This window comes from Agrobacterium sp. rho-13.3 (genome assembly GCF_033957765.2).
In the GTDB taxonomy this organism is placed as follows: domain Bacteria; phylum Pseudomonadota; class Alphaproteobacteria; order Rhizobiales; family Rhizobiaceae; genus Agrobacterium.
Genome location: NZ_CP192774.1, coordinates 2,460,918 through 2,473,727, shown reverse-complemented (window position 1 = coordinate 2,473,727; position 12,810 = coordinate 2,460,918). Strand labels below are relative to the sequence as shown.

General features: G+C 56.3%; 10 protein-coding genes. 1 reads left to right on the top strand and 9 read right to left on the bottom strand.

Annotated features, from left to right (window positions below; translation table 11 throughout):
• Positions 1 to 4 precede the first annotated feature (4 nt).
• The 7 genes from RMR16_RS12135 to RMR16_RS12105 form a co-directional block, all read right to left on the bottom strand.
• A complete protein-coding gene (locus RMR16_RS12135; RefSeq protein ID WP_320201427.1) occupies positions 5 to 1,171 on the bottom strand; it encodes a glycosyltransferase family protein in 1,167 nt (388 codons plus the stop codon).
• Entirely contained in the window at positions 1,153 to 2,400 is a 1,248-nt protein-coding gene (locus tag RMR16_RS12130; RefSeq protein WP_320201428.1) for a glycosyltransferase, read from the bottom strand. Before RMR16_RS12130 ends, RMR16_RS12135 begins: the two co-directional genes overlap by 19 nt.
• 39 nt (positions 2,401 to 2,439) lie before the next feature.
• Positions 2,440 to 3,648 (bottom strand): glycosyltransferase family protein, encoded by a 1,209-nt coding sequence (locus RMR16_RS12125; protein WP_320201429.1) that lies wholly within the window; start codon positions 3,646 to 3,648, stop codon positions 2,440 to 2,442.
• Between the two features lie 73 nt (positions 3,649 to 3,721).
• Positions 3,722 to 4,897, bottom strand: a complete 1,176-nt coding sequence (locus RMR16_RS12120) for an ABC transporter permease (RefSeq protein WP_320201430.1) — start codon at positions 4,895 to 4,897, stop codon at positions 3,722 to 3,724.
• Entirely contained in the window at positions 4,894 to 5,892 is a 999-nt protein-coding gene (locus tag RMR16_RS12115; RefSeq protein WP_320201431.1) for an ABC transporter permease, read from the bottom strand. The genes RMR16_RS12120 and RMR16_RS12115 overlap by 4 nt, the downstream gene beginning before the upstream one ends.
• Position 5,893: 1 nt before the next feature.
• A complete protein-coding gene (locus RMR16_RS12110) occupies positions 5,894 to 7,795 on the bottom strand; it encodes an ABC transporter substrate-binding protein (RefSeq protein ID WP_320201432.1) in 1,902 nt (633 codons plus the stop codon).
• Positions 7,792 to 9,684 (bottom strand): ABC transporter ATP-binding protein, encoded by a 1,893-nt coding sequence (locus tag RMR16_RS12105; protein WP_320201433.1) that lies wholly within the window; start codon positions 9,682 to 9,684, stop codon positions 7,792 to 7,794. Before RMR16_RS12105 ends, RMR16_RS12110 begins: the two co-directional genes overlap by 4 nt.
• Positions 9,685 to 9,885: 201 nt before the next feature.
• Between RMR16_RS12105 and RMR16_RS12100 the strand changes: the two genes are divergently transcribed.
• Positions 9,886 to 10,848 carry a glycosyltransferase family 32 protein gene (locus RMR16_RS12100; protein WP_320201434.1) on the top strand — a complete coding sequence of 321 codons (963 nt, stop codon included), beginning with the start codon at positions 9,886 to 9,888 and terminating at the stop codon, positions 10,846 to 10,848.
• On the opposite strand, the gene RMR16_RS12095 is transcribed toward RMR16_RS12100, so the two are convergent.
• Together RMR16_RS12095 and RMR16_RS12090 are read right to left on the bottom strand one after the other, a co-directional pair.
• Positions 10,840 to 11,583, bottom strand: coding sequence for a polysaccharide deacetylase family protein (locus tag RMR16_RS12095; protein WP_320201435.1), 744 nt, complete (start codon positions 11,581 to 11,583; stop codon positions 10,840 to 10,842). The two genes, RMR16_RS12100 and RMR16_RS12095, sit on opposite strands and share 9 nt — an antisense overlap.
• Complete coding sequence (locus RMR16_RS12090; protein ID WP_320201436.1) at positions 11,580 to 12,677, bottom strand: glycosyltransferase family 4 protein; 1,098 nt, start codon at positions 12,675 to 12,677, stop codon at positions 11,580 to 11,582. Before RMR16_RS12090 ends, RMR16_RS12095 begins: the two co-directional genes overlap by 4 nt.
• Positions 12,678 to 12,810: the final 133 nt, after the last annotated feature.

Below are 12,810 nucleotides of genomic sequence, written 5' to 3'. Positions count from 1 at the left end.
GGCTCTAACGCTCGTCGTAAAGGCGGCGCAGTATCCGGGCAGTTCCTGCTGCGCCATCGAGATCGAGATCGATATGCCCCGGTTCTGGAAGTTTGAGCGCTAGGTCAATAGCTTGTGCCATGGACTGCGGGGTAATCGCGCTTTCTTCCAGCACATGCGCCAGCCCCAGCTTTGCGAGGCGGGAAGCCCGTGCGTCCTGTTCCGTTTCTCCACCGGAAGCGAAGGGGATGAGCAGCGAGCGGCATTTGGCCTGCAATATATCGCAAACCGTGTTGTAGCCCGCCTGCGAGATGGAAAGACGTGCACCGGCAAGCAGGCTGGCGAAATCCTTGCGAAAACGGAAGACAGAGATGCCATTGCATCCCTGTGCCGCAATCGCATCGAAATCCGCCTGCGGCATATTCGGTCCGGTGATGAGGCACCAGCTTTTGACGCCATCAATCAACGGTGCTGCGTCGAGCGCGGCACGGATGAGGGTGGAGCCAACGGCACCGCCACCTGCGGACACCACCACGTCGAAACGTTCCCGTGGTTTTTCCGGCTTAGGCGGAGAAACGAGGCCGGTGTAGACGATGCGCTGGCTGATCTGGTCTGCCAGCGGAAAGGTTTCTTCCAACCGCACGAAGTTGGGGTCGCCATGCACCAGAACCGTGTCGAAGTGTTTTTTGACGAGCGCGATGGTCTCTTCATCACGACCCGGTTTGGCACGCTCTTGCAGAATATCGCGCAGAGACGTCATCACCAACGGGCGCTCAAGGCTTTTCTCGATAGCACTCAACAAAGGCATAAGTTCGAAGCGTACTTGTCGGCGCCCAAACGGGAATGCTTCGATGATGACGATATCGGGCCTTGCCCCGTGATAGGCACCCAGCAACATGCTCGTGCGATGATCCTTGAACGCGTCATCCACCGGCTGTCCCGTGGCATCCACAAGGCCGGAAAAATTACCATCGCTGACGGCGATCGGTGGCAGTTCGATATGGCGAATGCCCTCACCGGGAAAGCCCGGAACCGGCGTGCCACCTGTTACCAAAGTTACATCGAAACCATCTGCAACCAAGGCGCGGGCAACGCGGCTGGCGCGGGCAATGTGGCCGATGCCAAGCAGATGCTGCACATAAAAGAAAACGCGGGGGGCGGATTTGGCTGATGTCAAAGGGGTTTCTCCCATTCCTGCTCAAACAGCGCCTTTAACTCGGTGATGCTGTTGCGGTGGTCGAAAGAGGTGCGAACCCGATTTTCCGCCGCCGCACCAAGGCGTGCGCGAAGCTGCGGATTGGTGATAGCAGTTTGAAGTGCTTGCGCGAAAGCCGCCGCATCGTCCGGTGCAGTTAGTAATCCATTTTCACCATCGATGAAAAATTCGGGAATGCCTGAAATATGGGTGGAGACGCAGGTGAGGTTCTGGCTTGCGGCTTCCACCAGCACGTTCGGCAGGCCATCCCGGTCACCATCGCTGGTGATGCGGCAGGCCAGCGCGAACAGATCAGCCTGCCGGTAGTGTTCCAGCACCTGTTTCTGATCCATCGCACCGGTCCAGACAATCCTGTTGGCAAGACCAAGTTCATCTGCCAGCGCCTTCAGCGTCGCAAGCTCATCGCCACCGCCAATGTGGGTGAAACGCCAGTGCAGCGAAGATGGCAGGGAAGCCAGCGCTCGCAAAAGAATATCGATACCCTTTTTCTTCACGGCGCGGCCGACGCTCAAAATGCGGACCGGATCGTTAGGATCAGAGCCGTCGCGGGGCGTGCGGGTCTCTTCGAAATGCGGGAAGCGCGTCAGATCAAGGCCGTGATAACTGAGGTGCACATTACCCTTGTCGCCAGAGAGATTTTGCAGGTGCCTGAAACCGCTGGCGGTGCAGGTCACAGCCCAGCGGGCGCTGTCTAGCTTGCGAGAAAGATCGCGGTCGCTTGAGGTCCAGATATCCTTGGCGTGGGCCGAAATCGTCCACGGAACGCCGGCAATCAGGTGCGTGTAGGCAGCGACGGATGCGGGTGTGTGAATGAAGTGCACGTGCAGCCACGCTGCGTCAGCGGGCCATTCATGCGCTAGCACGGCGGCTTGCCCAAAACGGCGAAAGCGATTGCGGGTAAAATCATGGCGCAGGTCGCAGGCGAAACGGCGCAGAGCTTTTCCAAAACCGGGTTTCGTGCGGCAAGCCCACAAGGCTTTCAGCACACGCAACGGCTCTTCATGCAGATATTCCGGCAGGTAGGAAACGGCTGCACGAATTTCGTCATGCACAGGGTGGCGCTTTTTGTCGGTCGGGCGGCGCATGGACACGAGTTCTAACGCCAGCCCGGCCTTTTCCAGACCCAGAAGCTCCTGCGCGATGAAGGTTTCTGAAAGGCGCGGATATCCCTTCAGCAAGACCACGATTTTTTTGTTTACGGTCACGATGTCCGCGTCTCTTTCTGTCAGGTGATTTTCCGCGTTTTAAGCGTTAACGCTCACGCCTTGGTTGGCGTCGTCTGGCTGTAGCCATTCGGAAACCCGTCTGGAGATATTTTCCAGCCCATCCAGCTTCAGGTTCCTGCCGTTGGCGGATGGTGGTGCACGTTTGAGAAGATCTTTGAGAGCCTGCGCCATAAGCAGCGGATTTTCGGCATCTTCCGGCAACAGCATATCGAACAGGCCGAGGTCGGATGCGCGGCTGGCCCGGATCAACTGCTCTTCACGTGGCACGATGCGGGGTACGATGAGGGCCGGTTTATCGAAAGACAGGATTTCGCAAACGGTGTTGTATCCGCCCATGGACACGACGGCCTTTGCACCCGCAACGATATCTTCCATACGATTGTCGAATTCGATGATTTCGATATGGGGGATATCCGAGGTGTTCTGCATGAAACGTAGCCGCTGTTCGCCCGGCATGTAGGGGCCAAGCACGATCAGGGCTTTGTGCGTCAGTTCCGGGTCGGCCTTATAGGCGTTGATCACGTCGTCGATCAGTTCGCTGCCGTCACCGCCACCACCGGTCGTGATCAGAATATAGTCACCTTCGGTGCGGTGAGACGTACTTTCCGACTGTGTTTTCGAGCGTTGCAGGAAGCCGACGAAGTCCATCTTGTCGCGCACCGTCGGCGGCACATCCAGCCCGGTCAGTGGGTCGTGGAAATCGGGTGGACCATAGACCCAGACGTGATCGTAATAATGCTCGATCTTGCTCAGAACATCATTGCGTTTCCACTCGGCCTCCAGGAGTTGCGGCGCATCCATCACGTCCCGAAGGCCGATGACGAGTTTTGTGCCTCGTTCCTTCAGATAGCTCAGCGTTTCTTCGACTTCACCGCGCAGGCCCATGGGCTCCTTATCGACGATGAAGATATCCGGCTGGAAGCTTTCCGCGGTGTGATAGATGATCGAACGGCGCATTTTTAGCGTGTCCTGAAGATCGATATGCCGATCAAGCGATGTGTATTCGCCGTTTCTGAGCTTGATGACGCTCGGTATTTTCACGAAATCGACGCGGGCGCGGTAATCGAAAGCGCCGGCGATGGTGGCGCCAGAAATGATCAGGACGTTGAGCCCGCGATAGTCCTCGACCAGCGCATGGGCGATGGTGCGACAACGGCGCAGGTGCCCGAGACCGAACGAATCATGACTGTACATGAGGATGCGGGCGTCGTTGAGACGTGTGCTCACTGGCTGCACCTCTTGTTCCGGGTCGGGTGATTCGTACGGTTGTTGGATCGATGTTTCACTGGAAAGTCCGTGATTATTTAAAAGGGTCTGCCGCATCACGTAGTCCATCGCCAAAGAAATTAAAGGCCAAGATAACCAGCACGACCGGAACGGTGGGCAAAAGAAGCCATGGATACAGGGCAATCACACTGACACTTCGCGCTTCCGTGAGCAGAATACCCCAACTTGTGATCGGTGGACGCAGGCCAAGGCCAAGGAAGCTGAGCGCTGTTTCACCCAGGATCATGCCCGGAATTGTCAGGGTCGCAGAGGCAATGAGATGGGACATGAAGCCGGGAATGAGGTGCCTGCCGATGATGCGGGGCGTGCTGGCACCCATCAATTGTGCGGCAAGAACATAATCTTCCTCGCGCAACGCCAGCAGTTTGGAGCGCACGGCGCGGGCAAGTCCGGTCCAGTCCAGCAGGCCAAGGATGACGGTAATGCCGAGATAAACGACAAGCGGGCTCCACGTCACCGGCATGATGGCGGCCAGCGCCAGCCAGAGCGGAATGCTGGGAATGGATTGTAGCACTTCGATAATACGCTGCACGATGAGGTCGAACACACCACCACGATAACCGGCCAAACCGCCGATCACGATGCCGAGAACGAAGCTCATGGCAACGCCCAGCAGGCCGATGGTCAGGGAAATACGGGCGCCATAAATAATGCGCGATAGAACATCGCGGCCCAGACGATCGGTTCCAAGCAGATACATCTGGCCGCCTTCTGCCGGGCAGACGAGATGCACATTGCTATTGAACAGACCCCAGAACATGTAGTCGTCGCCGCGGCAGAAAAATCGCAGCTTCTGCACATCGGTCGGCACATCATTGTAAACGCGCCGCAGGTTTTCCATATCGAGGCTCATGCTGCGCCCGTAAACGAACGGCCCGACAAATTCACCATCATGGAAAAGGTGGATCGCCTGCGGTGGCGCATAGATATTTTCGACGTTGCGCGTGTGGAGATTATACGGCGCCAGAAATTCGCAGATGACGATGGACACATAAACAAACAGCAGGAACGCGCCGGAATACACCGCGAGCTTGTGCTGTCGGAACTGCCACCACATGAGCTTGAACTGCGATGCCCTGCTGAATGCAGCAAGGCCCGATGTCGTTGGCTCTACAAGGTTAGGATCGAAAGGCGCTGTCGATACGTAATGCGGCAATGCTTCGCCGGGCTTTGGAATTGAGGCGGTCATTTAATGTTTCCACCCCCAAAGCGGATGCGAGGATCAAGAATAGCCAGCGCGATATCCGACACCAGAACGCCGATAACCGTCAGGAAGGCTAGGAACATCAGGAATGAACCTGCCAGATACATGTCCTGACTTTGCAACGCGCGGATTAGCATCGGGCCGGTTGTTTCCAGCGACAGAACGACGGCGGTGATTTCTGCGCCAGAGATGATGGCAGGCAGAATGGAGCCGATGTCCGAGATGAAGAAATTCAGGGCCATGCGCAAAGGATATTTCGTCAGAACCTTGAACGGATGCAGGCCTTTGGCGCGGGCCGTGACGACATATTGCTTCTGTAGTTCATCCAGAAGATTGGCGCGCAATCTGCGGATCATGCCCGCCGTGCCCGCCGTTCCGATGATGAGAACGGGGATCCACAGATGCTCCAGAATGGACTTCATCTTGTCCCAGCTCATCGGCTGGTTCAGATATTCGCGGTCCATAAGGTGGCCGATGGACGTTCCGAACCAGATATTGGCGAAGTACATGAGGATCAGCGCCAGCATGAAGTTCGGGATCGCTATGCCGAGAAGCCCGAGGAACGTCAGGCTATAATCGCTCCAGCTATATTTATGCGTGGCGGAATAGATGCCGATGGGGAAAGCGACGATCCATGTGACGATGATGGTGACGAAAGATACCAGCATGGTCAGCCAAAGGCGGTCACCCACCACTTCGTTGACGGGCAGCTGATATTCGAAGGAGAAGCCGAAATCGCCCACCAGCATCCCGGTCGCCCAACGGAAATACCGAATGGGTGCTGGCTGGTCGAAGCCGTAACGGACGCGCAGCTCCTCGATTTCCGCCAGATTGGCGGTTTCGCCCATGGCCCTCATTTCCGAGACATAGCTCTCGAAATAATCACCCGGCGGCAGTTCGATGATGGTGAAGACCAGCATCGAGATGAGGATCAGTGTCGGGATCATGACGAGCAGGCGCCCTAGAATATATCTGAGCATGTCATGCGTCTCCGTCGTACCAGAACGCGTCTGGCATATAGACACCGAGATAGGAGGTGGGCTCGAAACCGTAGAGCGCCTTGTCCGGCACATTGCGCATCTTCGTGGTGTGCACGATGGGTTGAAGGGCGCTGTTGACGATGCCGATGGAAAACACCTGCTGCGAATAAAGCGCTAGCATTTCCAGCCAGATGGCGCGACGGTCTTCTTCCGTCACGCTACGACGCCATCGTTTGAGCAGGGCAAGAAGGTGGGCGGCTTCCGGCAAATCCGGCTCCTTGCCTTCGCGACCGCCTGACAGGTAATGCACGCCCCAGACCGGCCATTGCAGCTGATCGTCACCCGTGGGCGCAAGGCCTGCTGGCAGCATGTCCGGTGTCGGCACGGCATTGTCCATGCCAAACCAGACCGACATCATAACCTCGCCGCCCATGGCGCGCTTGCGGAAAACATCGCGTTGGGTGGGTCGGCTGGAAAGCGATATGCCGATATGCCGCCAATGATCGGTCACGAGTTCCAGCACATCGGTTTCCAGTGTGCTTTCGCCTGCGGTTTCCACGATGATATGGGCGGGTCGTCCATCTGGAAGCAGCCGAACGCCGCGGTCATTGCGGTTCGTCAGGCCGAGTTCATCCAACAGCGCATTGGCCATATCCGGGTCGAACTGCGCCCATGCCGCTGCAAATTCCGGGCGAAACAGCGTGCTTTCCGGCAGAACCGTATCGGCGCTCTCCTTGGCCAGTCCGTAAAAACAGACCATGTTGATCTCGTGCCGGTCGATGGCAACAGACAAAGCGCGACGCATGCGCACATCACGGAACAGATTGCGCCAGACGTCGTCGCCGCAATTCAGGTTCGGCAACAGGCAGACACGCGAACCTTGGCTGCGTTTCCACAAATTCACCTTCAACGGAAACCGATCTTCGGCATCCTTCAGATAGGTATAGTCGTTGAAATCCAGCCCCATGAATTGCAGGTCGCTATCGCCGGACGCGGTTTTCGCAGCGATGATTTCCGAGGAGGTGATGTTGAGCAGAAAACGGTCGAGATAAGGCAGTTGCAGGCCGTTTTCGTCGACGCGGTGATAATAAGGGTTGCGCTCGAAAATGAACTGCTCGGCGGGCGGCGGCGTGATGTTGCGCCAGGCATCGAGCGTCGGCAGATCGGGATTTTCCGGACGAAGCTGCCTCGACATCTTGATGTGCAGGCTGCTCCAGTCATCCACCTTGTTTTTCTTGATCAGCTTGGCAAGTTTTTCAGGCGTCTGATATTTGACGTGGAACTGCTTCATATAGACGGCGGGCAGGCAAACGCGGGCGGGTGACGCACCGGCAAGCTTGGCCAAGAAATCCGGGTTTGGACCTTCCCATGTGTAGCGAACGGTCAGGGGGTCGACGACTTCAACGACGGGCGGTTTCTCATAAACCAGCAGTTCGATTGGTGGACCACCCTTGTGGATTTCACGGTTGAGCGCCACGTCCTCCCAAAAATAACGGAAGTCTTCAGTGGTAAAATCGCTGCCATCTGACCATTTGTGGCCATCGCGCAGTTTCAGCGTGAAGATACGCTCTTCGTCGACGGTATAGCTTTCCAGAATATCCGGCTGGAAGTTGAAGCTCTCGTCATAACCCACAAGTCGCGCATAGCTGTTGATCGGCATCAGGCGGATATCGCGCTGACCACCGATGAGCATACGCACAGAACCACCGTGTTTGCCCGGTTCACGTCCGAGGTTTTTCAAATTGATGACGCGCGGATTTTTCGGCAGCCGTTGATCGACCGGCGGCAGATCACCTTTCTCGCGTTTTTCCTTGAAGAAGTCGGATTCGATATAGGCTGCAAATGCCTTCCACGGCGCAAAAACCGAAGCGAGCAAGGCAAGCGTGGTGCGGCGCGTAATCACGAGCGTAACTCCCTGATATCCGCATTTCCATTGGCAAGCACGAGGTGGCCGCCGCCAAGATCAGCGGTGACCATATCGCCATCACCACTATCGCGAAACTCTTTGCCCCAGTCGAATTTGCCTGTAGCGCTGATTTTCGCAATCGTGCTGAAGTCCAGCGGCCTGTCCAGATCGGGAAACGGCACGGCAGCCAGCAGTGATTTCGTATAGGGGTGAACCGGGTTGCGCATCAGCGTTTCGCGCGGCGCAAGTTCCACGATCTTGCCTTCACACATCACCGCCACGCGGTCTGCCATGTAATCCACCACGGCAAGATTGTGCGAAATGAAGAGGTAGGTGAGGCCGAGGTCTTTTTGCAAATCCTTCAGCAGATTGAGAATTTGTGCCTGTACTGACACGTCAAGAGCGGAGACCGGCTCATCGCAGATCAGAAGCTCTGGCCCTAAAGTCAGCGCTCTGGCAATGCCGATACGCTGGCGTTGGCCGCCGGAAAAGCTGTGCGGATAACGGTTCAGCGCGCTTTCACCAAGGCCGATGGCTTTCAGAAGTCCCCGGACCTTCTCAGCCCGATATTTCGCATCACCACGACCGTGAATTTCCAGAGGTTCGCTCAAAATATTGCTGATCGTCATGCGCGGTGAAAGCGACGAGATGGGGTCTTGAAACACCATCTGTATCTTGGTTCGCAATTCGCGAAGGTCATCGCCCTTGGCGTCCAGAACATCGATATCGCCAGTGCGGCTGTGGAAGGTGATGGAGCCTTCATCCGGTCGTACCGCACGCATGAGGATTTTGCTGACAGTGGTTTTGCCGCTGCCGCTTTCACCCACCAGACCAAGGCATTCACCGCGCCGGATTTCGAAACTGACACCATCGACAGCCTTGGTTGTGCTGGCTTTTCCAGCGGTGAACCAGCTTGATTTGCGGGTGGTGAAGGTCTTGTTGAGATTGTTGACGGTCAAAAGCACGCCTTCCGCCTTATCGACGGTGGCGGTTTTTTTGCCGATCAGGCTTTCCTTGTCGATGACGACTTCACGCAGCGCTTTCAGACGTTCGCCGGGTTTCATATCGAAATGCGGCACGGCAGCCATCAGTCCTTTGAGATAGGGGTGAGAGGGCGCACGGAAAATTTCATCAACCGTTCCCGCCTCCATGATCTCGCCCTGATAAATCACGGCGACCTCATCGGCGATGTTGGCAACGACGCCAAGATCGTGCGTAATCAGCAGCATGCTCATGTTCAGGCGGCTTTGCAGATCGCGCAGAAGCTTGAGGATTTGTGCTTGTATGGTGACATCGAGTGCCGTGGTAGGCTCGTCGGCGATGAGAAGCGCGGGACGGCAGATCAGCGCCATGGCGATCATGGCACGTTGGCGCATGCCTCCCGACAGCTCGAACGGGTACATGTTGCAAATCTTTACCGGATTGGGAAAGCCGACGAGATCGAGTGTTTCCTCAAGCTTTTCCTGACGCTCTTTGGGCGTAAGCACGGAATGGATTCTCAGGGCTTCATCGATCTGGTTGCCGATGGTGTGCAGCGGTGAGAACGACGTCATCGGTTCCTGAAAAATCAGACCGGCGCGGTTTCCCCGGATCGCACGCATGGGTTTGCCATCGGGTTCCAGCTTCAGCAGATCGACAGGGCCATCGTCAGGACGCAGCGGATCGGAAAACAACACGCGGCCTTTGACGCTTGCCGTGCGTGGCTGAATGCCCATGATGGTCTGGCCGATGACGGATTTACCGGAGCCTGATTCACCGACAAGCGCGGTGACCTTACCCGGCAAAATGCGCAGGCTGGCATTTCTCACAGCTTCGATTTTTCCGCCCATGATGGAGAACGAAACCTGTAGATTTTCAATACGAAGCAAATCGGCGCCTGCACTCATGCCAGAGGTGTCCTCACCATTTCTTATTCTTAGCTGTGGCAGTCATTTCAAGGGCCATCAAAGTTACGTTAACGCAGGCATGTAGTTCTGTCTATGCTCCTGAAACAGCGAAAATTTTGGGAACTTGCATAGGTTATGGGCCTGTAGAAAAACGTCTATTCGGAAGATATGTCTGAGTTATTACAAGCGCAGGGAGCGGCTATGCCCGACAAGGTTTATTTTGATGCAAAGCTTGCTTCGGTGCGGCAATTACTTGTCGAGAGAAATTTTGACGAAGCCCGCAGGATTCTCGATCAGCTTTCGCAGGAGGCTGACCAAAACCTAATGGGGGAGCGGACGGCGCTGGGGCTTCCACGCAAGCTTCATTCCGCGTTTCTCAAACTTGCCAAAGCGGAGAATGATGTGGTGAGCCGCACCGGCTATCAATATCTGCTGGTTCCGCCACCGGAGGTTTTTGAGTCATATGGCCGTTTTTCCGCTGAGGAGCGTCGGGTCATTGCCGCCAAAAACCGCGAGGCGGTGCCGAAGATTATCCACCAGATATGGATCGGCGACAGGCCAGTGCCCGTGTCGACCGAGGCCTGGGCAGCACATGCGGACAAACATGGGCTTGAATATCGGCTGTGGCGTGAAGCCGATATTGAGCGGGCGGGTATTCTCTCCAACCCGATATTTGCTGCCATGCTGGCGGATGGAGATTATCCCGGTGCGGTGGATGTGGCGCGGTACATCATCCTTTCGCGGTTTGGCGGCATCTATCTGGACTGCGATTTTTATCCTGCCCGCGATGATCTGAGTTTTGATGATGTGCTGCCGATGATCGGACTGACGGCTTTTGCCGAAGACGTGCCGCGCAAGACCGGGCAGGGCAGTGTGCTGCTGGCCAATTCCTTTATCGCCACGCCGCCCGGCCATCCAGTGTTTGCCCGGATGCTGGATGCTTTTCCCGAAATCTTCCAGAAACTGCCAAAGGCGCCCGCTTGGTGGGCGACGGGGCCGCTGATTTTTACGGTCGTCGCGCGGTCAGGTTCGGTGTGTCTGGCTGGCGGGAATTTCGTCGCGGCATTCGTGGCGGATCGCGCACCCTTCAGTGAGGTGGAAGCGGTTCGCTCTACTCTGGACGCAAATGACGATGGCTTGCTGATTGCCTGGAAATCATGGTGAAAGCCCTTCTACCCATTGCCGCGAGGAGCGCCAGCGGCAACCAGGGTGATTGGCCGTGAGGCTGAAAAGCGATTGAAGAAAAGCCCAGACGCTATCATCGTGATCCAGATGATGGGTGAGGATGCCCGCCATTCCTTTGGTGTCTTGCGCTGCGCGTAACCGGGCAGCTATTTCGGCAAACAGCAGGTCGTGATCCCTACCACCGCGTGTTCCGCGCCAATCGATGACGTCGATATGAGTGTTGAGAAGTGGAATGCCGCCCGTTTTTTCAGGGCCATAAACAGACAGTGCTTTGTAACCTGCCTGCGGCAACTGTTCGACAACGACTTGGTCTATCCGGTTCCATGGCGGCACAAGCATTGGCACGAAGCGAGAGCCCTGCAGCGACTGGAGTTTCGTCCGGCCGGTTTGCAGCTCATCAAGCACGGTGTCCAGCGGTCTGTGCAAACCCAGTTCCCGTTTTTTCTCATCCGGCCTCGCATGGTTTTGGTGTGCCCAGCCGTGAACCGCTATATCGATATTTGTCGTCTGCTCAATGCGCCTCGCCAGTGCCTCTCCTGTTGGTTCTGGGATGACGGCGAGCGTCATCGGCACGGAAAATCGTTCCGAAAGATCAAGAAGTCGGTCCAGTGCCGGGCCGGGAAGCGTCGCATCATCATCCCGCAGCCAAAGGTCCGCGATGATGTTTTTGCTGGCGAAATCATCCAGTGTTTCCAGAAGCAGTTTTTCGCTCATGATGTCTGCTCCGGCAGGTTTTTGAGAATTTTATTCAGTGTGATGGCAGCGTTTTCAAGCGAGCGTTCAACAGTTGCAAAGTGGCGGGCATTTGTAGCCATCGTCTGACGCAAATCGTCTTCCGTCATGAGTTTTATCAGCGCATCTGCATAGGCTTTCACGTCGCCGGGGTCGGTCAGAATACCTGTTTCACCATCTCTCACGACTTCCGGTACACCGGCGATGCGTTCGGCGATCACCGCCAAGCCCGCAGCCTGTGCTTCCATATAGGCAAGGCCGTAAGCTTCGCCGTGGCCCGGCCAGACATAGAGGGATGCACACGACAGGATATCGGCTATCTTTTCGGCTTTTTGTTCGCCGTGCCAGATAATGCGGCTCTGATCGATTTCGTTGAAAAAACCATGCACAGCCTCGCGTTCCGGGCCGTCGCCGATGATATCCAGCGTCCATGGCAGATCACTCGGCACTGTTTTCAACGCGTTCGCCAGTGCCTGATAGCTGCTGAGCTTATCGCCGGGACGCATCATCGCGACGGTCGCCAAGCGATAGCGGGTGGGCGATGGGAGGATTTTCGCAAAGGCGCAAGCATCGATAAAGGGAGGCAGCATGGCACAGCGGATATTCACGTCCGCCTTTTCAAGACCGTCGTGGTCGCGCTTCGTGAAGCAAATATTCACAGCGGCGAAATGAAGGTCGGCCAGAAGCTCTGCCTGAACCGCTCCCCAACCCATGGTGTTGCGTTTCGGAGAATAGGAGGCTTCCGCTGTGACGTAGGGGATATTGAAATCTCGGCAAAGCACAGGCCCCAGCAGGTCTCTCGCTTTATAATAGGGGTGATAACAAAACCAGATATCGGGTGTCTCGCCTGTCGCCCATGTGGTGGCGATTTTATCTCTCTCTGCCTCTGCCGCAATCTTCAGAGTTTGCGCATCCTCTCCATCAGGCTCACGCACGAAGCTGCGTAGCTCTGAAACCACCTCCACCTCATGACCACTGAGACGCATGGCTTTCATCAAAAGACGCGCCATCAGCCGGTCACCGGATGGGACGGGGTGGTTGGGGGATTTCAGCGGAGAATAGAATGCGATTTTCATGGCTTGAGTTTTGCGTTGCCGCTCAACACTTCGTCAACCTGAATTTGCCGTCTGGATTTCGACTGCGCCAAACCTTGACAGTGCGGCTGTTCTCGCCCAACTGATGGGCATGTTTTATCCATGCGCGGGGCGC